Source organism: Streptomyces sp. NBC_00386 (genome assembly GCF_036063235.1).
In the GTDB taxonomy this organism is placed as follows: domain Bacteria; phylum Actinomycetota; class Actinomycetes; order Streptomycetales; family Streptomycetaceae; genus Streptomyces.
This window is the reverse complement of record NZ_CP107950.1, coordinates 4,768,906-4,789,341: the sequence shown is the minus strand read 5'-3', so window position 1 is coordinate 4,789,341 and position 20,436 is coordinate 4,768,906. Positions and strand designations below refer to the sequence as shown.

19 protein-coding genes are annotated in these 20,436 nt (G+C 72.2%); 11 read left to right on the top strand and 8 right to left on the bottom strand.

Features of this window, described 5'->3' with window-relative positions; all coding sequences use genetic code 11:
* Positions 1-283: 283 nt before the first annotated feature.
* The 3 genes from OG780_RS21040 to OG780_RS21030 all read left to right on the top strand — a co-directional run bounded on the left by OG780_RS21040 (position 284) and on the right by OG780_RS21030 (position 3,504).
* Positions 284-1,849 carry a DUF2252 domain-containing protein gene (locus OG780_RS21040; protein WP_328450428.1) on the top strand — a complete coding sequence of 522 codons (1,566 nt, stop codon included), beginning with the start codon at positions 284-286 and terminating at the stop codon, positions 1,847-1,849.
* Positions 1,850-2,079: 230 nt separating this feature from the next.
* The gene (locus tag OG780_RS21035; protein ID WP_328450426.1) at positions 2,080-3,123 is read left to right on the top strand and encodes a hypothetical protein; all 1,044 of its coding nucleotides are present in this window, start codon (positions 2,080-2,082) and stop codon (positions 3,121-3,123) included.
* A 33-nt stretch (positions 3,124-3,156) separates the two neighbouring features.
* Complete coding sequence (locus OG780_RS21030; RefSeq protein ID WP_328450424.1) at positions 3,157-3,504, top strand: rhodanese-like domain-containing protein; 348 nt, start codon at positions 3,157-3,159, stop codon at positions 3,502-3,504.
* Between the two features lie 131 nt (positions 3,505-3,635).
* Here the strand turns inward: OG780_RS21030 and OG780_RS21025 are convergent, their stop codons facing one another.
* The 6 genes from OG780_RS21025 to paaA all read right to left on the bottom strand — a co-directional run bounded on the left by OG780_RS21025 (position 3,636) and on the right by paaA (position 8,520).
* A complete protein-coding gene (locus OG780_RS21025) occupies positions 3,636-4,769 on the bottom strand; it encodes an acyl-CoA dehydrogenase family protein (protein WP_328450422.1) in 1,134 nt (377 codons plus the stop codon).
* 119 nt (positions 4,770-4,888) lie between these two features.
* Positions 4,889-5,953 carry a 2Fe-2S iron-sulfur cluster-binding protein gene (locus tag OG780_RS21020; protein ID WP_328450420.1) on the bottom strand — a complete coding sequence of 355 codons (1,065 nt, stop codon included), beginning with the start codon at positions 5,951-5,953 and terminating at the stop codon, positions 4,889-4,891.
* Positions 5,953-6,486, bottom strand: a complete 534-nt coding sequence (gene paaD / locus OG780_RS21015) for a 1,2-phenylacetyl-CoA epoxidase subunit PaaD (protein ID WP_328450418.1) — start codon at positions 6,484-6,486, stop codon at positions 5,953-5,955. The genes OG780_RS21020 and paaD overlap by 1 nt, the downstream gene beginning before the upstream one ends.
* The gene (paaC, locus tag OG780_RS21010) at positions 6,480-7,199 is read right to left on the bottom strand and encodes a 1,2-phenylacetyl-CoA epoxidase subunit PaaC (protein ID WP_328450416.1); all 720 of its coding nucleotides are present in this window, start codon (positions 7,197-7,199) and stop codon (positions 6,480-6,482) included. The genes paaD and paaC overlap by 7 nt, the downstream gene beginning before the upstream one ends.
* The gene (paaB, locus tag OG780_RS21005) at positions 7,196-7,483 is read right to left on the bottom strand and encodes a 1,2-phenylacetyl-CoA epoxidase subunit PaaB (protein ID WP_328450414.1); all 288 of its coding nucleotides are present in this window, start codon (positions 7,481-7,483) and stop codon (positions 7,196-7,198) included. Before paaB ends, paaC begins: the two co-directional genes overlap by 4 nt.
* Positions 7,480-8,520 carry a 1,2-phenylacetyl-CoA epoxidase subunit PaaA gene (gene paaA / locus OG780_RS21000; RefSeq protein ID WP_328450412.1) on the bottom strand — a complete coding sequence of 347 codons (1,041 nt, stop codon included), beginning with the start codon at positions 8,518-8,520 and terminating at the stop codon, positions 7,480-7,482. Before paaA ends, paaB begins: the two co-directional genes overlap by 4 nt.
* Positions 8,521-8,782: 262 nt before the next feature.
* Here paaA and OG780_RS20995 point away from each other — a divergent pair, with 262 nt between their 5' ends.
* From OG780_RS20995 to OG780_RS20985, 3 genes are read left to right on the top strand one after another with little or no spacing between them, the layout of a single operon-like run.
* The gene (locus tag OG780_RS20995) at positions 8,783-10,000 is read left to right on the top strand and encodes a DUF5819 family protein (protein ID WP_328450410.1); all 1,218 of its coding nucleotides are present in this window, start codon (positions 8,783-8,785) and stop codon (positions 9,998-10,000) included.
* The gene (locus OG780_RS20990; RefSeq protein ID WP_328450408.1) at positions 9,997-11,229 is read left to right on the top strand and encodes an HTTM domain-containing protein; all 1,233 of its coding nucleotides are present in this window, start codon (positions 9,997-9,999) and stop codon (positions 11,227-11,229) included. The genes OG780_RS20995 and OG780_RS20990 overlap by 4 nt, the downstream gene beginning before the upstream one ends.
* On the top strand, positions 11,226-11,975 hold the full coding sequence (locus OG780_RS20985) for a TrmH family RNA methyltransferase (RefSeq protein ID WP_328450406.1): 750 nt from the start codon (positions 11,226-11,228) through the stop codon (positions 11,973-11,975). Before OG780_RS20990 ends, OG780_RS20985 begins: the two co-directional genes overlap by 4 nt.
* Positions 11,976-11,996: 21 nt before the next feature.
* Here the strand turns inward: OG780_RS20985 and paaN are convergent, their stop codons facing one another.
* A complete protein-coding gene (paaN, locus tag OG780_RS20980) occupies positions 11,997-13,709 on the bottom strand; it encodes a phenylacetic acid degradation protein PaaN (RefSeq protein ID WP_328450404.1) in 1,713 nt (570 codons plus the stop codon).
* Positions 13,710-13,857: 148 nt separating this feature from the next.
* On the opposite strand from paaN, the gene OG780_RS20975 reads away from it, so the two are divergent.
* On the top strand, positions 13,858-15,372 hold the full coding sequence (locus tag OG780_RS20975; protein ID WP_328450402.1) for a 3-hydroxyacyl-CoA dehydrogenase: 1,515 nt from the start codon (positions 13,858-13,860) through the stop codon (positions 15,370-15,372).
* The gene (locus tag OG780_RS20970) at positions 15,369-15,959 is read left to right on the top strand and encodes a TetR/AcrR family transcriptional regulator (protein ID WP_328450400.1); all 591 of its coding nucleotides are present in this window, start codon (positions 15,369-15,371) and stop codon (positions 15,957-15,959) included. Before OG780_RS20975 ends, OG780_RS20970 begins: the two co-directional genes overlap by 4 nt.
* Positions 15,960-15,982: 23 nt before the next feature.
* Here OG780_RS20970 and OG780_RS20965 read toward each other — a convergent pair whose 3' ends face one another.
* Positions 15,983-16,492 (bottom strand): Lrp/AsnC family transcriptional regulator, encoded by a 510-nt coding sequence (locus tag OG780_RS20965; RefSeq protein ID WP_443062186.1) that lies wholly within the window; start codon positions 16,490-16,492, stop codon positions 15,983-15,985.
* 174 nt (positions 16,493-16,666) lie between these two features.
* On the opposite strand from OG780_RS20965, the gene pdhA reads away from it, so the two are divergent.
* Genes pdhA through OG780_RS20950 form a run of 3 tightly spaced genes read left to right on the top strand, consistent with a single transcriptional unit; the run spans position 16,667 to position 20,372 of the window.
* Positions 16,667-17,836, top strand: a complete 1,170-nt coding sequence (gene pdhA, locus OG780_RS20960) for a pyruvate dehydrogenase (acetyl-transferring) E1 component subunit alpha (protein ID WP_328450398.1) — start codon at positions 16,667-16,669, stop codon at positions 17,834-17,836.
* Positions 17,833-18,837, top strand: coding sequence for an alpha-ketoacid dehydrogenase subunit beta (locus tag OG780_RS20955; protein ID WP_328450396.1), 1,005 nt, complete (start codon positions 17,833-17,835; stop codon positions 18,835-18,837). The genes pdhA and OG780_RS20955 overlap by 4 nt, the downstream gene beginning before the upstream one ends.
* A complete protein-coding gene (locus OG780_RS20950) occupies positions 18,837-20,372 on the top strand; it encodes a dihydrolipoamide acetyltransferase family protein (protein ID WP_328458275.1) in 1,536 nt (511 codons plus the stop codon). The genes OG780_RS20955 and OG780_RS20950 overlap by 1 nt, the downstream gene beginning before the upstream one ends.
* Positions 20,373-20,436 lie beyond the last annotated feature (64 nt).

Below are 20,436 nucleotides of genomic sequence, written 5' to 3'. Positions count from 1 at the left end.
CTTCGCGCCGCTGAAGTACTGAGTCGTCGCGCTTGAGCCGGTCTTGGCGCCGCTGACGTGACCGAGCCGCTTGCTGCGCCGAGTGCCTTGCTGTGCCGGACCCGCCTGCCCTGCCGCTGACGCGCTCGGGACGTTCGTGGTGCCGCCGGTGCGACGCCGCCGAACGGTGTGCGCGGCCGCCTTCCCGGGTGCCGGTGGAGTTGTCCACAGGGTCTGACGCGTTTTCCCGGCCGGCTGTACGGTCAGCACGAGTTGATGTTCGTGCGCGGGGGAGGCGGTCGTGATGGCCGAAGTCGGTACAGCGGGGGCGGAGCGGCAGACGGCGCAGGCGGGAAGGGCCGGGCTGGTCGAGCAGGCCGGTCCGGTGCGTCAGGACAGCGGTGGCGGGCAGGGCGGGAGCGCGTCCGTTCCGGAGCCCGGGCGGCGGCCGTCGCCCGGGGGCGGGCAGACGGCCGAGGCGTTCGGGGTGCGGGGCTTCGCGGTTCCGGGGTTCGCCGCCTGGCCGGTGAAGGACCTGCCCAAGGAAGAGGGGAAGGCCCTGCGCGGTCGGGTCCCGCGCGCGGCGCACGCCGAGCTGCTGGTGGACGCCGACCGGCCGGATGCCGTGACCGCGGTCGAGGAGTCCAACCGGGGCCGGATCCCCGAGCTCACCCCGATCCGGGTCGGCAGGATGGCGGCCACCCCCTTCGCGTTCCTGCGCGGCAGCGCCGGTCTCATGGCGTACGACCTCGCCCGCACGCCGATGACCGGCATCGGCGCCCAGATCTGCGGCGACGCCCACGCGGCGAACTTCGGCCTGTACGGGGACGCGCGCGGCGGCCTGGTCATCGATCTGAACGACTTCGACGAGACGGTGCACGGTCCCTGGGAGTGGGACCTCAAACGGCTCGCCACCTCGCTCGTGCTCGCGGGCCGGGAGGCCGGCGCCGACGAGGACACCTGCCGCGATGCCGCGCGCGGCTGTGTGGGCGCGTACCGCCGCACCATGCGCCTGCTGGCCAGACTGCCGGTGCTGGACGCCTGGAACGCCATCGCGGACGAGGAACTCGTCTCGCACACCGACGCCCATGACCTGCTCGGCACACTGGAGCGGGTCTCCGAGAAGGCGCGGGCCAACACCAGTGGACGGTTCGCCGCCAGGTCGACCGAGGCCGTGGACGGCGGTGGCCGTCGCTTCGTCGACGCGGCACCCGTGCTGCGCCGCGTTCCCGACGCGGAGGCGGCCGCGGTCGCGGCGTCCCTGGAGCACTATCTGACGACGGTCTCCGAGGACCGCCTCCCCCTGCTCGCCCGCTACGCGGTGCACGACGTGGCCTTCCGCGTCGTCGGCACCGGCAGCGTCGGCACCCGCTCGTATGTCGTGCTGCTCCTGGACCACCGCGGCGAAGCCCTGGTCCTCCAGGTCAAGGAGGCCCGTGCCTCGGCGCTGCTCCCGCACCTGGCGACCATCGGTCATCCGATGCCGGAGGTGGCCCACGAGGGGCGCCGTGTCGTCCTCGGCCAGAAGCGCATGCAGGTGGTCAGCGACATCCTTCTCGGCTGGACCTCGGTCGACGGTCTCCCCTACCAGGTCCGCCAGTTCCGCAACCGCAAGGGCAGCGTCGACCCCGCAGCTCTGGCCGCCGACCACGTCGACGACTACGGCCGCATGACCGGCGCCCTGCTGGCGCGCGCCCACAGCCACAGCGCGGACCCGCGCCTGATAGCCGGGTACTGCGGCAAGAACGAGGAGCTGGACGAGGCCGTCGCCTCCTTCGCCGTCGCCTACGCGGACCGTACGGAGGCGGACCACGCGGCCCTGACGGCGGCGGTCCGAAGCGGACGGATCGCTTCTGAACCGGGGGTGTGACGGCGGAGAGCCGCTGCCGGTGCCGGCCGCGGCAGCCCCCGCTGGCGGCGGCTGCCGCCCACCGCCGCTGTCCGCCGCTGCCGAAGTCGGCCGGTGCCGCTGTCGCTGCCGGTTCCGGAGGTCGGGATGATCGGGGTGGTTGGGGTCATTGGGGTCGTTGTGGCCGGTCAGGTGGCTGTAGGGGCGGGGAAGGCAGTGAGCCCCGGGGAAGTGTGGCCTACGCTGGTCGGGTGACGACCCCGGAAGCCGATCAGAGCCAGTCCGAGCCCGCCTTCGAGGGGGGCCGGGAACACGCCGGTGCCCCGGAAGGCCAGACTCCCCACGCCGCCCCGGGCGACGACGGCCGCATCACGGACGCGGAGGGCGCGGACATCCCTTCGGGCACTGGGTCCGGCTCGCCGTCCGCCTCCCCGACGGAGGGGCAGGAGCAGGGCGAGGGGCGGCCCGAGGCTCGGGCCGCTGCGGGCCAGAGCCCGGCTCAGGGTGCGGACGACCGGCCCGAGGCGCGCCTGGAGCGGGCCGTGCGAGCGGCCGAGCAGGCGTTGATCGAGTTCGAGATCGCCGTGGAGACCTTCCGTGTCGAGGTCGACAACTTCTCCCGACTGCATCACCAGAAGCTCGGTCCCATGTACTCCCGGCTCGACGAACTGGATGCCCAGATCGCCGAGGCGCGTGCCGCGCTCACGGGTGACCCGGAGGACATATTCAAGGCGCACGAGGCACGGGCGCGGGTCATGCCCATGCCCGGTGTCGAGGAGCTGTTCCACGGCTGGATGGACTCGGACGGACTGTTTCCCGAGGCTGTGGCCATGCTCACGGACCAGCCCGTGCGGCCTCCGCAGCGTGTGCGTCCGAGCGAGGAGGCCCGCAAGCTCTTCCGCGAGCTGGTCCGCAAGGCCCACCCGGATCTCGCGCAGGACGACGACGAGCGCAAGCGGCGTGACGAGTTCATCGCCCGCGTGAACACCGCGTACGCCAGGGGCGACGAGGCGTTGCTGCGGGAGCTGGCCGCGGAGTGGGCCGCCGGTCCCGCGCCCGAGGAATGGAAGCCGAGCCGCAGCGAGGAGCTCTACGCCCGGCTCGAATGGCTCTCCCAGCGCAAGGAGATGCTCACCCTCGTCGCGCGCGAGCTGGAGGAGAGCGCCATCGGCGCCATGCTCAAGATGGCCCCGGAAGACCCGGACCGCCTGCTGGAGGAGATCGCCGAACAACTGCTGACGCAGGTCGGCGAGCGCGAGCACGAGCTGGAGACGCTGATCGCCCAGGCTCCCTGAGCTTCATCGGCGCGGTCGGGTAGCGTCGGAGGCATGAGTTTCGGAGCTGGTGTGCCCACGGTCGGGGTCGACAATCTCGCGGTCGACGACTTCCTGCTGGACGTCCGGGAGGACGACGAGTGGGAGGCGGGCCACGCCCAGGGGGCACTGCACATCCCCATGAGCGACTTCGTCGCCCGGTTCGGCGAGCTGACCGAGGCGGCCCCGCAGGACGGCCGGGTCAACGTGATCTGCCGCTCCGGCGGCCGTTCGGCCCAGGTCACCATGTATCTGGTCCAACAGGGCATCGACGCCGCGAACGTCGAGGGCGGCATGCAGATCTGGGAGGCCGCCGGCCGCCCGGTCGTGAACGGCAAGGGCGAGCCCGGCTTCGTCCTGTAGCCAGGGTCCGCACACCCGGGGAATGCCGGGGAATGCCTGCGGTCCGGGCCCGCCCATCCCGGGGGAATGCAGGGGGAGTCTCTGCTGGCCCGGCCTGCCCACCCCGGGGGAATGCCTGGAGGTGGGTCCTGTCAGCCGAGGGAATGCGCTGCCAGCAGGTCTCCCAGGGCTTCCTCGTGTGCCGCCGCCGGGCCGAGCGACAGTTCCAGTTGCTTGGCCCAGGCGTGGTACCGGTGCAGCGCGTACTCGGTGTCGGCGCCGAATCCCCCGTGCAGATGCTGCGCGGTCTGCACGACCCGGCGTACCCCTTCGGACGCCCAGATCTTGGCGACGGCCACATCACCGCCGGCCGGGAGCGCGCCGTCGGCGCCCGTGCTGATCCGCCACGCGGCCTGCCAGAGCGTCGCCTCCATCGCGCGCAGGTCGATGTAGCGGTCGGCGGCCTGGACGGCGACCGCCTGGAACGTGGCGACGGGGAACCCGAACTGCTCCCGCTTGCTCGTGTACGCGCTCGTCATCCGGAGCACCTCCTCTCCGAGCCCGAGGGCCAGCGCGCAGGTGCCGGTGGCCAGCAGGTCGCGCAGCCACTCCCAGGCCCCCGGCGCGTCGATGACATCCCCGGCGGCGATCCGCGCGGACCGCAACCGCAACTCGCCGAGCCGTTCACCGGTCGTGGAGATCTGCTCGGCGAGAAGGGTGCCTTCGTGGTCGCGGGGAACCAGTGCGAGGACGGTCCGGTCGGTTTCCGTATGCGCGGGCACGACGACGAAGTCGGCGTCGCAGGCCCAGGGGACCGCCGTCTGCACACCGTCCAGAACCCACCCCGCACCGTCCCGCCGTGCGGTCACGGCGCGTTCGGCCGGGTCGTGACCGGTCCTGCCGTTGGCGGCGACGGTCAGCACGAGTTCGCCCCGGCCGGCCCGCGCCAGCAGTTCCGCCCTCAACTCTTCGCCGCCGTAGCGTCGTACGGCCGCCGCCGCCGCGCTGTTCTCCAGCAGTGGTACCCGTGCCAGCACCTTCGCCGACTCCCGCAGCACCAGGCAGAGCGCGATCGCGTCGAGGCCCGCCCCGCCGGCCTCCTCGTCGAGCAGCAGGCTCAGCAGGTCCGCGTCGGCGAGCCTCGCCCACAGGGGCCGGTCGAAGTCCTCGGCGACGGCGCCCGCGGTGAGCGCGGGACTGGGCACCCCGTCGGGGGAGACCCCGGCGAACACCCCCTGCGCCGCCTCGGCCGCCGCCTGCTGCTCCTCGGTGAAGGTGAAGTCCACGATCCCGTCCTCCCGCGCACGCACCGGACCAATGACCAGACGGAAAGCCTGATCTGACGGTGCGTCAAGATAGAACAGGTTCTACGAGAAGGGAACGGCCGACGATCGGCCACTCCTTCTCAGCGGTCGAAGTCCAACTCGACCTTCTCCGTGGCGGGATGGGACTGGCAGGCCAGTACGTACCCGGCTTCCGTCTCCTCCGGTTCGAGCGCGAAGTTGCGGTCCATCCGCACCTCGCCCGAGACGAGGAACGCCCGGCAGGTGCCGCACACGCCGCCCTTGCAGGCATAGGGCGCGTCCGGCCGGTTGCGCAGGACCGCGTCCAGCAGCGACTCGCCGTCCTGGACGGGCCAGGTGCCGCCGCGTCCGTCGAGCCGTGCGGTGACCGTGCTGTGCACGGGTGCCGGTACGGCGGAAGGAGCCGTGGTGCCGGCGTCCACGTGGAAGATCTCCTCGTGGATGCGCGTCCGGGACACCCCGAGCCCGCGCAGCGCCCGCTCGGCGCCCTGGACGAGCCCCATCGGCCCGCACAGGAACCATCCCGCCACCCCGTCCACGGGCAGCAGCGCCGGAAGCAGCCCGGCCAGCCGCTCCTGGTCGAGCCGGCCGGACGGCAGCCCGGCCTGCTGCTCCTCCCGGGAGAGGACCGTCACCAGCTGGAACCGCTGCGGATAGCGGTCCTTGAGGTCGGCGACCTCCTCCAGGAACATCGTCGAGGCCGACGTACGGTCGCTGCGGATCAGGCAGAAGCTCGCGTCCGGCTCCCGCGCCAGCAGGGTCGAGGCGATCGACAGCACCGGGGTGATGCCGCTGCCGCCCACCACCGCCGCGTACAGGCCGGGCGTGGGTTCCAGGGTGAAGCGTCCCGCCGGGATCATCACCTCCACCTCGTCGCCGACGGTGATCTCCTTGAGCGCGTACGTCGAGAACGCGCCTCCGTCGACCAGGCGCACTCCGACCTTCAGGGTGCGCGGCGCCTCGCCGTCGGGAGAGGGGGCCGTCGAGCAGATGGAGTACGTGCGGCGGATCTCCGTGCCGTCGACCGTGCGGCGCAGTGCCAGATGCTGGCCGGCGGCATGCCGGTAGTCCTCGCGCAGTTCCGCGGGCACCGCGAAGGTCAGGGCCACGGAGTCGTCGGTGATCCGGTCGACCGCGGCCACCGTGAGCGGGTGGAAGCGGGCCATCACAGCTCCTTGAAGTGGTCGAACGGTTCGCGGCAGGACAGACAGCGGCGCAGCGCCTTGCACGCGGTGGAGGAGAAGCGGCTGAGCAGTTCGGTGTCGGCCGATCCGCAGGCCGGGCAGCGGACGGGCTCCGGCTCCGGTTCCGCGCCGGCCGTCCGGGTCGGTCCCAGGTCGAGGGCCACCGGACCGGCGGGACGGCCGCCGCGTGGCGGTGCTATCCCGAACTCCCGCAGTTTGCGGCGGCCTTCGTCCGAGATGTCGTCGGTCGACCAGGCGGGGCTGAGCACCGTACGCACGGAGACCTCGCGTATGCCGTGCTCGTGGAGCACCCGCTCGATGTCCATGGACATGGCCTCGACGGCCGGGCAGCCGGTGTAGGTCGGGGTCAGCTCGACCTCGACGCTGTCCGTGCCGCGGATGTGGACGGCGCGCAGGACACCGAGGTCGTCCAGGGTGAGAACGGGCAGTTCGGGGTCGAGCACGGAGCCGGCCAGCCTGCGCAGTTCCTCCTCCAGGGCGGTGGTCGTCACCATGACGCCCCCGGGTGGCTGCGGTGCAGGTGCTGCATCTCGGCGAGCATCCGCCCGAAGGACTCGGTGTGCAGGCCCTGGCGTCCGGCGCCGGCCGTCCAGGCCCCGGTCTGCGGGCCTTCGGGGACCGTCAGCGTGGCCCGGCGCAGGATGCCTCCCACGGACTCCAGCCAGGCGGCCCGGAGCCCGTCCCGGTCGATGTCGACGCCGTCGAGCGGCTGGAACATCTCGCCGGTGAAGCGCCACAGCGCCTGGCACGCCCGGCTCATCCGCTCGTGACTCTCGTCCGTGCCGTCGCCGAGGCGCAGGGTCCACTGCTCGGCGTGGTCCTGGTGGTAGGCGACCTCTTTGACGGCCTTGGCGGCCAGGGGAGCGAACTCGCTCTCCCCGGATGCCAGTTGTGCGTAGAGAAGCCGCTGGTAGGTCGAGAAGTAGAGCTGCCGGGCGATGGTGTGCGCGAAGTCGCCGTTCGGCTGCTCGACGAGCTGGAGGTTGCGGAAGGCGCGCTCCTCGCGGAGATAGGCCACCTCGTCCTCGTCACCGGCCATGGACAGCAGCACCCGGGCCTGGCCGAGCAGGTCCAGGGCGATGTTGGCCAGGGCGACCTCCTCTTCGAGGACGGGCGCGTGGCCGGCCCACTCCCCCAGCCGGTGCGAGAGCACCAGGGCGTCGTCGCCGAGGGCCAGGGCGGCCGCGGTGTTCACGGTGAGCGTCACAGGTGCTTCACCCCTTCCGGGATCTCGTAGAAGGTCGGGTGCCGGTAGGGCTTGTCGGCGGACGGCTCGAAGAAGGGGTCCTTCTCGTCGGGCGAGGAGGCCGTGACGGAGGCGGACGGGACGACCCAGATCGAGACGCCCTCGCCGCGGCGCGTGTACAGATCGCGGGCGTTGCGCAGCGCCAGTTCGGCGTCCGGGGCGTGCAGGCTGCCGGCGTGGGTGTGCGAGAGCCCGCGGCGCGAGCGCACGAAGACCTCCCACAGCGGCCAGTCGGTGTTCGTCATGCTCGGGTCGCTCCTGTCTCGCCGGTCGTGCTCGCGGAGCCGCCGGTCCCGCTCGTGTGCTTGTCGGCGTACGCCGCGGCCGCCTCCCGTACCCACGCGCCCTCCTCGTGGGCTCGTCGGCGCTGGGTGATCCGCTGGTCGTTGCACGGGCCGTTGCCCTTGAGGACCTCCCAGAACTCCGTCCAGTCGATGGCGCCGAAGTCGTGGTGCCCCCGCTCCTCGTTCCACACGAGGTCGGGGTCGGGCAGGGTCAGGCCGAGGGACTCGGCCTGGGGGACGGCAATGTCGACGAAGCGCTGGCGCAGCTCGTCGTTCGAATGGCGCTTGATCTTCCACGCCATCGACTGGGCGGAGTGCGAGGACTCGTCGTCGGGCGGGCCGAACATCATCAGGGAGGGCCACCACCAGCGGTCGACCGCGTCCTGCGCCATCGCGTGCTGCTCGGGGGTGCCCTGGCTCAGGGCCAGCAGCAGTTCGTACCCCTGGCGCTGGTGGAAGGACTCCTCCTTGCACACGCGGACCATGGCGCGCGCGTACGGGCCGTACGAGCAGCGGCACAGGGGGACCTGGTTGGTGATCGCCGCGCCGTCCACGAGCCAGCCGATGGCGCCGACGTCCGCCCAGGTCAGCGTCGGGTAGTTGAAGATCGACGAGTACTTCTGGCGGCCGGAGTGCAGCTTGTCCAGCAGTTCGTCGCGGCCGACGCCGAGTGTCTCGGCCGCGCTGTACAGATACAGCCCGTGTCCTGCCTCGTCCTGGACCTTCGCCATCAGGATCGCCTTGCGGCGCAGCGAGGGCGCGCGCGTGATCCAGTTGGCCTCCGGCTGCATGCCGATGATCTCGGAGTGGGCGTGCTGCGCGATCTGGCGGACCAGGGTGGAGCGGTAGGCGTCGGGCATCCAGTCGCGGGGCTCGATGCGTTCGTCGGCCGCCACCGCGGCGTCGAAGACGACCTCGTACGCCGCTGTGCGCGCCGCCTCGTCGGCGGCTTCGTCCGCTTGTGTGCGGGCCGTGTGGTGCGCTGATGCTGTCGCCATGCGGTCCCCCTCGACCTCTCGCTCCCGACCGACCGATCGTTCGGTCCATTCGCAACAATGGTCGGTCGAGCGCCGTACGGTGTCAACCGCTGTGGATAACCTCATGCGCGCCGGCGTGGCCGTTGTGACCCGTGGGGCTGTGCCGGAGGGCCGGCTCTGAGTACGGTTCGCCTGCGAACGTCGTGCCGCGGTACGACGTGACGGTACGGTGCCCGCAGTCCGGCGGCCGGAAGTCGGATTCGGGATCGTGAATCGGGGCGGGATGGACGCGAGGGACGAGGGCTCTGAGCGGGAGCCGGGGTCGGTCGCGCCCGAGGGGGGCGCGCCCGGCGGTGTCACCGGCGGTACACCGCTGCCCGGCCCGCGGCCGGCCGGCGAGTCCGTGACCGGCGAGCGCCCCGCCGGCGATCCGCCGGCCCGGGCGGAGGCTTCCCCGGAGTCCGGGGACGGGGCGCCCGAGACCACCGGGACCGAGGCGGTGCCTGGCCCGGAGCCCGCAGCGGCCGGGCCCGGTGCGGGCGCGCCCGAAGACGACGCGAGCACGTCCGCGGAGTCCGGGAGCCCGGAATCCGGGGCTGTCGCTCCCGGGGAGTCCGAGCCGGGCGCGGGCGGGATGGTGTTTCCCCGGGAATCCGAGCGGGCCGGATCCGGGGCTGTCGCTCCGGGGGAGTCCGAGCCGGGCCGATCCGAGGCGGTGCTGTCCCGGGAGTCCGATCCGGGCGCTCTCTCCGTGGCCGCTCCTTCGGGCTTCGCCGGGGCCGGCGCGTCGGCCTTCCTCGAGAGTCCCGAAGCGGCCGGCTGTCCGGAAGCCGGGGCTCCCGTGGGCCTCGCGGCCCTGTCTCTGCGCCATCAGATCGCCGCCGCCCTCGCCCTGGCCGTCGTCGCCGTCGTCGCCTGTGTGCATCTCGGCATGGTCTTCCTGCACGTCGCTCCCTCGAACACGGTGACGAAGCAGCACGGTCGCGCGATCGACGACTGGATCTACCCCGAGTTCGAGCAGAACTGGAAGCTCTTCGCCCCCAACCCGTTGCAGCAGGACATCACGGTCCAGGTCCGAGCCCTGGTCCGCACGAAGGACGGCACCAGCCGCGAGACCGGCTGGTACGACCTGTCCGCGCTCGACGGCCTGGCCATCGACGGGAATCCGCTGCCGAGCCACACCCAGCAGAACGAACTGCGCCGTGCCTGGGACTTCTACGTCGGTACGCACGACGGCGAGAACCGCCCCGTGGGTCTGCGCGGCGACCTCTCGGAGCGCTATCTGCGCCGTATCGGCGTGCTGCGTCTCGACCGTGAGCATGCGGGCGGCGAGGGCGCTGTCGTCGAACGCGTCCAGTTCCGCTCCCTCACCACCGACGTGCCGCCTCCGCGGTGGAGCGGTGAGAAGGTGTCCGACCGGCCCGTCGTCCGTGAGCTGCCCTGGTGGGCCGTTCCCGGGAGCGACCGCGCGGACGGGCTGACGGAGGCGAGTGCCCGATGAACCGATTCGCTCCGACGATCGCGCGCGGCATCGCCCGGGTCACCGAGTCCGCCCTCGGCCCGTACCAGAGCGCCGTGGTCCGTATAGGCCTCGCCGCCACCTGGCTGCTGTTCCTGCTGCGCGAGTACCCCCACCGTCAGGAGATGTACGGGCCCGACGCGACCTGGAGCTGGGACCTCGCCCGGCAGCTCGTGGCGAGCAACCACGCCTTCACGGTCCTGCTGTGGTCCGACAGCCAGGTGTGGTTCGAGACGGTCTACGCCGTCGCCGTGCTCTCCGGCGCCCTGCTGCTGGTGGGATGGCGGACCCGCGCGGTGTCCGTTGTCTTCATGATCGGCGTGCTGTCCCTGCAGAACCGCAGCGTCTTCATCGGGGACGGCGGGGACAACGTCCTCCACCTGATGGCGATCTACCTGGTGTTCACCCGCTGCGCCCAGGTGTGGTCCCTCGACGCGCGGCGGGACCGTCTCGCCCGCGAGGCGTACGCGCGGGGCGAGCGGCCCGAGCCCGGCCGGGCGGGCCCCGTGCTGTGGGCGGGGCTCGGGATCGTGCTGGCGGTGGCGACGGGCACGGGACGGATCGACGGGGGTGCCCTGGGCGGCTGGCTCACGGTCTTCTGGGGGCTGTGGGCGGTGCAGGCCCTGTGGTGGGCCGTCGGCCGCTTCGCCCGCACCGCGGAGCCGCGCATCCTGCTGGACGTCGTCGCCAACCTCGTCCACAACGCCGCCCTGATGATCATCATGGCCGAGGCGTGTCTGATCTACGCGACCGCGGGCTGGTACAAGATCCAGGGCTCGCGCTGGCAGGACGGCACCGCCGTCTACTACCCGCTCCACCTGGAGTCCTTCTCCCCGTGGCCGGCGCTGTCCGACCTGATGTCCGCGCACGGGGCGATCGTCATGCTCGTGACGTACGGGACGGTCGCCGTACAGGTCGCCTTCCCCTTCACCCTGTTCAACCGGCGGGTCAAGAACGTGCTGCTCGCGGTCATGATGACCGAGCACGCCGTGATCGCCGTGGTCCTCGGGCTGCCGTTCTTCTCGCTCGCGATGATTGCCGCGGACGCCGTGTTCCTGCCCACGTCCTTCCTGCGGCGCCTGGGCGGACGGGCGGCACGCGCGCGTGACCGGCTGTTTCCCGGCAGGGGCCTTGCGGTGCCGGGGCCCCGGGAGCCCGAACCGGGCGTTCCGGAGGAGCCCGGGCACACGCACGTAGGCTTCACCGCATGAACGACCCGGTACGTGTCTGGTGCCAGCTCCGCGACGACTCCGTCCTGCTCGACGGCTTCCACGCCCTCAAGCACGCGGTGCGCTTCGGAGCGCGTGTCCCGGTCGCCGTCACGACCGACCGGCCGGCGGTCCTCGAACTGGCCGGCGAACTCGCCCCCGACGTACGCGCCGCTCTCGACGAGCTGCTGACCGAGGTCCCGGAGACGGCGTTCACAGCCCTCGTGGCGCGACCGCATCCCACCTCGGTGGCGGCTCTCGCCGTACGGCCCTCCCGTGCCGCCAACCTGGAGAGGCTGGCCGGCACGCCGCGCACCGCGCCCGTGGTCGTCCTCGACAATCCGCGCAATCTCGGCAACGCGGGAGCGGTGATCCGGCTCGCGGCGGGCTTCGGCGCGACCGGGGTGGTCACGACGGGCACGCTCGACCCCTGGCACGCCACGGTCGTACGCGGCGGGGCCGGTCTGCACTTCGCGACCGCCGTGGAGCGGCTGGCTGTGGACGAACTGCCGGCGGGCCCGTTGTTCGCGCTCGACCCCGAGGGCGAGGACATCCGAGGGACGAAGCTTCCCGACGACGCCCTGCTCGCCTTCGGCTCGGAGCGCAGCGGGCTGTCCGCCGAACTGCGCTCCCGGGCCGACCACCTGGTCTCGCTGCCGATGCGCCCCCAGGTCTCCAGCTACAACCTCGCGACCAGTGTGGCCATGACGCTGTTCCACTGGAGCGCCACCGGGGACGCACCGGCGTAGACGCCCGAAGGGCGTCGGGGCTCACGCCTCCCGGCGTACCTCGATCACCCGGAAGCGGTTCGCCACGAACGCCCCGTCGCACAGCGCCGCGTTGGCCGCGGCGTTGCCGCCCGAGCCGTGGAAGTCCGAGAACGCGGCCGTCTGGTTGACGTAGACCCCGCCCGTGAGGTTCAGGGAGAGCTGGGCGCACTCCTCCAGACAGGCCTCCTGCACCTCGCGCTCGAACGCCTCGTCGGTGGTGTACGCGCCGACGGTCATCGCGCCCTTGTCCCGGGTGGTGCGCCGCAGAAGCTCCACGGCCTCGGCGGCCGAGTCGACCGCGACGGCGAAGGAGACCGGACCGAAGCACTCGCTCAGGTAGGCGGCCTCGTCGTCGCTCCCGGCGTTCTCCCAGTACTTGCGCGCGCCGTCGAGCTTCACGATCAGCGGTGAGCGCACGACGGCACCGGGGAACTCCGGGTTGTCGATCTGCCGTGAGGGCAGGGCCACCTCGCCGAGTCCGGCGGCGGCCTCCAGCCGGGCCTTCACGTCCGGGTTCACGATGGCGCCGAGCAGCGCGTTCGCGCGGGCGTCGTCGCCGAGGAGTCCGCCGACCGACTTCGCGAGATCGGCCACCACCTCGTCGTAGGACTTGTGGCCCTCGTCCGTGGAGATGCCCTCGCGCGGGATCAGCAGGTTCTGCGGGGTGGTGCACATCTGGCCGCTGTAGAGCGACAGGGAGAACGCCAGGTTGGACAGCATCCCCTTGTAGTCGGCGGCCGACTCCACGATCACCGTGTTGACGCCGGCCTTCTCCGTGTAGACCTGCGCCTGACGGGCGTTGGCCTCCAGCCAGTCGCCGAAGGCGGTGGAGCCCGTGTAGTCGATGATGCGGATCTCGGGACGGGTGGCCAGCGTCTTCGCGATGCCCTCGCCCGGACGCTCGGCGGCCAGCGCCACCAGGTTCGGGTCGAAGCCCGCCTCGGCGAGCACCTCGCGTGCGACCTGCACGGTGAGCGCGAGGGGGAGCACCGCGCGCGGGTGGGGCTTCACCAGGACGGCGTTGCCCGTGGCCAGCGAGGCGAACAGGCCCGGATAGCCGTTCCACGTCGGGAAGGTGTTGCAGCCGATCATCAGCGCGATGCCGCGCGGGACGGGCGTGAACTGCTTGGTGAGCGCGAGCGGATCACGCTTGCCCTGGGGCTTGCTCCACTCCGCGGTGTCGGGGGTGCGGACCTGCTCCACATAGGCGTAGGCCACTGCCTCCAGGCCGCGGTCCTGCGCGTGCGGGCCGCCCGCCTGGAACGCCATCATGAAGGCCTGGCCGCTGGTGTGCATGACCGCGTGCGCGAACTCGTGGGTGCGGTCGCTGATCCGCTTGAGGATCTCCAGGCAGACCACCGCGCGGATCTCGGCGCCCGCGTCGCGCCAGGCGCGCTGCCCCGCGCGCATGGCGGGCAGCAGCGTGTCGATGTCCGCGTGCGGGTACGTGACGCCCAGCTCGATGCCGTACGGCGACACCTCGCCCCCGACCCAGTCGTCCGTGCCGGGCTGGCCCAGGTCGAGGCGGTTGCCCAGGAGGGCGTCGAAGGCGGCTTTGCCCTCGGCCATGCCCAGGCTGCCGTGCTCGCCGTACGCCTTGGGGTGCTCGGGATGCGGGGACCAGTACGCGCGCGTGCGGATCGCTTCCAGCGCCTGATCCAGGGTGGGCCGGTGCTGGGAGATCAACTGGTGCGCGGTGAGTTCGGCGGCCATCAAGGACCAACTCCTCGTCTCAAGAGCTCCTCGTCGAGCTCGCGAGCTGGGCAGGAAGGGACAGTCAGAGTTAGAGTAACCGAACGATCGGTCGGGACAAGGGGGTCCGCCGCATCTGTGGACAACGCCGTGCGGGAGGATCGCGCACATGACAGCACTCGACCTCAGCAGCCCCGTGGCAGTCGTCGGCACCGGCACCATGGGCCAGGGCATCGCCCAGGTCGCGCTGGTGGCGGGCCACCCCGTGCGGCTCTACGACGCCGCTCCCGGACGTGCCGCGGCCGCCGCCGAAGCGATCGGCGCCCGGCTCGACCGCCTCGTCGCGAAAGACCGGCTCACCGGCGCCGACCGGGATGCCGCGCGCGCCCGGCTCCAGCCGGCCTCGGACCTCACCGACCTCGCGGACTGCGTGCTCGTCGTCGAGGCGGTGCTCGAAGAACTCGACGTCAAGCAGCGGCTGTTCGGCGAGCTCGAGGACATCGTCGGGGACGACTGCCTGCTGGCCACCAACACCTCCTCCCTGTCCGTCACGGCCATCGGCGGCGCGCTGCGCAACCCGGGCCGGCTCGTCGGGCTGCACTTCTTCAACCCGGCGCCGCTGCTGCCCCTCGTGGAGGTCGTCTCCGGGTTCGCGACCGACGTCACGTCGGCCACGCGCGCGTACGAGACGGCCCGCGCCTGGGGCAAGACGCCCGTCGCCTGCGCGGACACTCCCGGTTTCATCGTCAACCGCATCGCGCGGCCCTTCTACGCCGAGGCCTTCGCGGTCCACGAGTCCCAGGCGGCCGACCCCGCCACCATCGACGCGGTCCTGCGCGAGTCCGGCGGTTTCCGGATGGGCGCGTTCGAACTCACCGACCTGATCGGCCAGGACGTCAACGAGTCCGTCACGCACTCCGTGTGGCGGTCCTTCTTCCAGGACGTGCGCTTCACGCCCTCGCTCGCCCAGCGGCGACTCGTCGAGGCGGGCCGCTTCGGCCGCAAGACGGGCCACGGCTGGTACGACTACGGGGACGGCGCCGAACCCTCCGAGCCGCACACGGCGGAGAAGGCGCAGCCGCCCGCGTACGTCGTCGCCGAGGGCGACTTGGGCCCCGCCGCCGACGTTCTCGCCCTGATCCGTGAGGCGGGCATCCAGGTCAGGGAGGACGAGGAGGACCACGGCACCCGCCTGGTGCTGCCGAGCGGCGGCCAGCTCGTCCTCGTCGACGGCCAGACCTCGGTCGAGTTCCGCGACGTCGTCTACTTCGACCTCGCGCTCGACTACCGCAAGGCCACCCGGATCGCCCTGTCGGCGTCCCAGGACACCGCTCCCCAGACGCTCTCCGAGGCCATCGGGCTCTTCCAGGCGCTGGGCAAGGACGTCAGTGTGATCGGGGACTGCCCCGGCATGATCGTCGCCCGCACGGTGGCCCGGATCGTCGACCTCGCGTACGACGCGGTGGCCAAGGGCGTGGCCACCGAGGAGGACATCGACACCGCGATGCGCCTCGGCGTCAACTACCCCCTCGGCCCCTTCGAGTGGAGCCGCAGGCTCGGCGTGAACTGGTCGTACGACGTCCTGGACGAACTGCACGTGCGCGACCCCTCCGGCCGCTACGCCCCGTCGCTCGCGCTCTACCGCCACGCGTACGCCAGCGAGAAGCGGGAGGGCACCCAGTGACCACCGCCAAACGGGACACGTACACGCCCGAGACGCTGCTCTCCGTCGCTGTCCAGGTCTTCAATGAACGCGGCTACGACGGCACCTCCATGGAGCACCTCTCCAAGGCGGCCGGCATCTCCAAGTCGTCGATATACCACCATGTCTCGGGCAAGGAGGAGCTGCTGCGGCGCGCGGTGAGCCGGGCGCTGGACGGCCTCTTCGAGATCCTCGACGAGGAGCACGCGTGCGTGGGACGTGCCGTGCATCGCCTGGAGTACGTGGTGCGGCGCATGGTCGAGGTGCTCACCTCGGAGCTGCCCTACGTGACACTGCTCCTGCGGGTGCGCGGCAACACGGACACCGAGCGGTGGGCCCTGGAACGGCGCCGCGACTTCGACCACAGGGTCGCCGAGCTCCTGAAGGCCGCGGCCGCCGACGGGGACGTACGCGGCGACGTGGAGGTCCGGCTCGCGACCCGGCTGGTCTTCGGAATGATCAACTCGCTCGTGGAGTGGTACCGCCCCGACGCGCGGGGCATGGGCGCGCGGGAAGTGGCCGACGCCGTGGTGGTGCTGGTCTTCGGAGGGCTCCGGCAGGAGCCCTGAGGGCACCCGAAGGGCCGGTGGCGTCAGGCCTCCGGCTCCAGGTCCTCCTCCTCGAAGACCAGCAGTGTCCTGCTGCTGAGTACCTCCGGGATGGCCTGGAGCCGGGTGAGCACCAGTTCGCGCAGCGCCCGGTTGTCCGGCGTGTGCACCAGCAGAAGCACGTCGAAGTCGCCGCCCACCAGGGCGATGTGCGAGGCCCCGGGCAGCACCCTCAGCCGCTCCCGCACCGTGCGCCAGGAGTTCTGCACGATCTTGAGGGTGATGTACGCCGAGGTGCCCTGTCCCGCGCGTTCGTGGTCGACGCGCGCCCCGAAGCCGCGGATCACACCGTCCTCGATGAGCCGGTTGATCCGCGCGTAGGCGTTGGCCCGCGAGACATGGACCCGCTCGGCCACGGAACGTATGGAGGCACGGCCGTCCGCCTGCAGCATGTGCAGGATGTCCTGGTCGATCGCGTCGAGCGGACGGGCGGGCGGCACGGGCGGCGCGGAGGGTCCGGCCTCCGGCGGCTCGGCCATTTGTTCAGGTGCCATGTCCCCCCGCCTCCCTACCATGGACGTACTGCATCCATCTCAGGCTGCGCAGAACCGTTTGTCCACAGCCTGGCGGCGCCTGTAGCCAAAATGTGCCGACGACCGAACAATCGGTAGGTGAGGCGCATCACATCCGTGACGCGCCTGAAGCCGCTCCCACGAGGAGGTGCCGTCATGACGGTCATGGAGCAGCGAGGGGCCTACCGGCCCACGCCGCCGCCCGCCTGGCAGCCCCGCACCGACCCCGCGCCGTTGCTGCCCGACGCGCTGCCCCACCGCGTCCTCGGCACCGACGCGGCCGCCAAGGTCGATCCGGCCCTGCTGCGCCGTCTGCACACGGAACTGGTGCGTGGCCGCCGGTACAACGTCCAGGCCACCGCGCTCACCAAGCAGGGCCGTCTCGCCGTGTACCCGTCCAGCACCGGACAGGAGGCCTGCGAGGTCGCCGCCGCGCTCGTGCTGGAGGAGCGGGACTGGCTCTTCCCCAGCTACCGCGACACCCTCGCCGCCGTCGCCCGCGGCCTCGACCCCGTCCAGGCCCTCACCCTCCTGCGTGGCGACTGGCACACCGGCTACGACCCGCACGAGCACCGCATCGCGCCCCTGTCCACCCCCCTGGCGACCCAGCTCCCGCACGCCGTGGGTCTCGCGCACGCCGCCCGCCTCAAGGGCGACGACGTGGTCGCGCTCGCCCTGGTCGGTGACGGCGGCACCAGCGAGGGCGACTTCCACGAAGCGCTGAACTTCGCCGCCGTGTGGCAGGCGCCCGTCGTCTTCCTCGTGCAGAACAACGGCTTCGCCATCTCCGTCCCGCTCGCCAAGCAGACCGCCGCCCCGTCGCTGGCCCACAAGGCCGTCGGCTACGGGATGCCGGGCCGTCTGGTCGACGGCAACGACGCGGTGGCCGTGCACCAGGTCCTGAGCGAGGCCATCGCCCACGCGCGGGCGGGCGGCGGTCCCACCCTCGTCGAGGCCGTGACGTACCGCATCGACGCGCACACCAACGCCGACGACGCCACCCGCTACCGGGGCGACGCCGAGGTCGAGACCTGGCGCGGCCACGACCCCGTCGCGCTGGTCGAGCGCGAGCTGACCGAGCGCGGTCTGCTCGACGAGGCAGCTCTCCAGGCGGTGCGCGACGACGCCGAGGCGATGGCCGCGGACCTGCGTGAGCGCATGAACCAGGACCCGGTGCTCGACCCCATGGATCTGTTCGCCCATGTGTATGCACAACCCACTCCTCAACTGCTTGAGCAGCAGAGCCAGCTGAGAGCGGAGCTGGACGCCGAGGCGGACGGCACGCTCGGAGCGGGCCCGCACGGCCCGGAAGGAGCCGGGCGATGACCACGGTTGCCCTCAAACCGGCCACCATGGCGCAGGCGCTCGGGCGCGCCCTGCGCGACGCCATGGCCGCCGACCCGGCCGTCCATGTCCTGGGCGAGGACGTCGGCACCCTCGGCGGCGTCTTCCGGGTCACCGACGGGCTCGCCAAGGAGTTCGGCGACGACCGCTGCACGGACACCCCGCTCGCCGAGGCGGGCATCCTCGGCGCGGCGGTCGGCATGGCCATGTACGGCCTGCGGCCGGTCGTGGAGATGCAGTTCGACGCGTTCGCCTACCCGGCGTTCGAGCAGCTGATCTCGCACGTGGCGAAGATGCGCAACCGCACACGGGGTGCCATGCCCCTGCCCATCACGATCCGCGTCCCCTACGGCGGCGGCATCGGCGGCGTCGAGCACCACAGCGACTCCTCCGAGGCGTACTACATGGCGACCCCGGGCCTGCACGTCGTCATGCCCGCGACCGTGTCCGACGCCTACGGACTGCTGCGGGAGGCCATCGCCTCGGACGACCCGGTGGTCTTCCTGGAGCCCAAGAGGCTGTACTGGTCGAAGGATTCCTGGAACCCGGACGAGCCGCCGGCCGTTGAGCCGATAGGCCGTGCGGTGGTGCGGCGCTCGGGCCGGAGCGCCACGCTGATCACCTACGGGCCGTCCGTGCCCGTCTGCCTCGAAGCCGCCGAGGCGGCGCGGGCCGAGGGCTGGGACCTCGAAGTCGTCGACCTGCGCTCGCTGGTGCCGTTCGACGACGAGACGGTCGCGGCATCGGTGCGGCGGACCGGACGAGCGGTCGTCGTGCACGAGTCGGGCGGGTTCGGAGGACCGGGCGGGGAGATCGCGGCCCGCGTCACGGAGCGCTGCTTCCACCACCTGGAGGCGCCGGTGCTGCGCGTCGCCGGGTTCGACATCCCGTATCCGCCGCCGATGCTGGAGCGGCACCACCTGCCCGGCGTCGACCGGATCCTGGACGCCGTGGGACGTCTGCAATGGGAGGCACAGAGCTGATGGCACAGGTGCTGGAGTTCAAGCTCCCCGACCTCGGGGAGGGACTCACCGAGGCGGAGATCGTCCGCTGGCTGGTGGAGGTCGGTGACGTCGTCGCCGTCGACCAGCTCGTCGTCGAGGTCGAGACGGCCAAGGCGATGGTCGAGGTCCCCTGTCCCTACGGTGGTGTGGTCACGGCCCGCTTCGGCGAGGAGGGCACGGAACTGCCCGTCGGGGCACCGCTGCTGACCGTCGCCGTGGGCGCCCCTGCCGAGGACGGCGCGATTGGCGAGGACGAGCGGAGCGACGAGGGCTCCGGGAATGTGCTGGTGGGATACGGCACGGGAGCGCCCCCGGCGCGGCGCAGGAGGGTGCGCCCCTCCGGCGGCGCCGCCGGAGGACCGGCCGGGGCACCGTCCCCGGCGGGCACGGGTGCCTCGCCCGCCCGGTCCGCGCAGGGCCGCCCCGAACCCGTCGCCGCCGTACCGCCGGACACGGCGGGCATAGCGGGCATGGGGCGGACCGCTCGCAACGGCGTCACCCCCTCGCGGGGCGACGGCCCGGTGCCGGTCATATCGCCCCTCGTGCGACGGCTCGCCCGGGAGAACGGCGTGGACCTGCGGGAGCTGGAGGGCTCCGGTCCCGAGGGACTCATCCTGCGGGCGGACGTCGAGTACGCGCTGCGCGCGGCGGCGACCGGACGGCTGAGGTCGTCCGCCACGCCGGAGTCGCGCCCCGCGGCGGCCGGACCCGGTGCTCCCGTCACGGAGCCCGCGTACGAGGGCCTGCCCGGCCAGATGACCTCCTACGCGGACATCGCGTCGGTGGTGCCCGGTGGGTCCGGCGTCTCCCGGGGAACGTCCCCGGGGGGTGTCCGCGTGCCTCTCCGGGGTGTCCGCGGCGCCGTCGCCGACAAGCTCTCGCGCAGCCGGCGCGAGATCCCGGACGCGACCTGCTGGGTGGACGCCGACGCGACGGAGCTCATGCAGGCACGCAGGGCGATGAACGCGGCAGGCGGCCCGAAGATCTCCCTGCTGGCACTGCTGGCCCGGATCTGCACCGCGGCGCTGGCCCGTTTCCCCGAGCTCAACTCGACGGTCGACATGGACGCCCGCGAGATCGTCCGGCTCGGCCAGGTGCACCTGGGCTTCGCGGCCCAGACCGAGCGCGGGCTCGTCGTCCCCGTCGTGCGGGACGCGCACGCACGGGACGCGGAAGGGCTGAGCGCGGAGTTCGGCCGGCTGACCGAGGCGGCCCGGACCGGGACGCTGACGCCCGCGGACCTCACGGGCGGCACCTTCACGCTGAACAACTACGGCGTGTTCGGTGTCGACGGCTCCACGCCGATCATCAACCACCCCGAGGCGGCCATGCTCGGCGTCGGCCGCATCATCCCCAAGCCCTGGGTCCACCAAGGCGAGCTGGCGGTGCGTCAGGTCGTCCAGCTCTCGCTCTCCTTCGACCACCGGGTCTGCGACGGCGGTACGGCGGGCGGCTTCCTGCGGTATGTGGCGGACTGCGTGGAGCAGCCGGCGGTGCTGCTGCGGACTCTGTAGGACAGGCGGCCCGGTCGGCCCGGTACCTGCGCCGTGCCCCGGGGGTGGCGCCGATTCCTCGGAC

Bases quoted from the DNA above. Each gene is read 5' to 3' on its own strand.
- OG780_RS20965 (WP_443062186.1), bottom strand. From the start codon at position 16,492: ATGGCACCTGAACAAATGGCCGAGCCGCCGGAGGCCGGACCCTCCGCG.
- OG780_RS20975 (WP_328450402.1), top strand. From the start codon at position 13,858: ATGACAGCACTCGACCTCAGCAGCCCCGTGGCAGTCGTCGGCACCGGC.
- pdhA (WP_328450398.1), top strand. From the start codon at position 16,667: ATGACGGTCATGGAGCAGCGAGGGGCCTACCGGCCCACGCCGCCGCCC.
- OG780_RS20985 (WP_328450406.1), top strand. From the start codon at position 11,226: ATGAACGACCCGGTACGTGTCTGGTGCCAGCTCCGCGACGACTCCGTC.
- paaA (WP_328450412.1), bottom strand. From the start codon at position 8,520: ATGGCGACAGCATCAGCGCACCACACGGCCCGCACACAAGCGGACGAA.
- OG780_RS21040 (WP_328450428.1), top strand. From the start codon at position 284: ATGGCCGAAGTCGGTACAGCGGGGGCGGAGCGGCAGACGGCGCAGGCG.
- OG780_RS21020 (WP_328450420.1), bottom strand. From the start codon at position 5,953: ATGGCCCGCTTCCACCCGCTCACGGTGGCCGCGGTCGACCGGATCACC.
- paaD (WP_328450418.1), bottom strand. From the start codon at position 6,486: ATGGTGACGACCACCGCCCTGGAGGAGGAACTGCGCAGGCTGGCCGGC.
- OG780_RS20955 (WP_328450396.1), top strand. From the start codon at position 17,833: ATGACCACGGTTGCCCTCAAACCGGCCACCATGGCGCAGGCGCTCGGG.
- OG780_RS20995 (WP_328450410.1), top strand. From the start codon at position 8,783: ATGGACGCGAGGGACGAGGGCTCTGAGCGGGAGCCGGGGTCGGTCGCG.
- paaN (WP_328450404.1), bottom strand. From the start codon at position 13,709: ATGGCCGCCGAACTCACCGCGCACCAGTTGATCTCCCAGCACCGGCCC.
- OG780_RS20990 (WP_328450408.1), top strand. From the start codon at position 9,997: ATGAACCGATTCGCTCCGACGATCGCGCGCGGCATCGCCCGGGTCACC.
- paaB (WP_328450414.1), bottom strand. From the start codon at position 7,483: ATGACGAACACCGACTGGCCGCTGTGGGAGGTCTTCGTGCGCTCGCGC.
- OG780_RS20950 (WP_328458275.1), top strand. From the start codon at position 18,837: ATGGCACAGGTGCTGGAGTTCAAGCTCCCCGACCTCGGGGAGGGACTC.
- OG780_RS21030 (WP_328450424.1), top strand. From the start codon at position 3,157: ATGAGTTTCGGAGCTGGTGTGCCCACGGTCGGGGTCGACAATCTCGCG.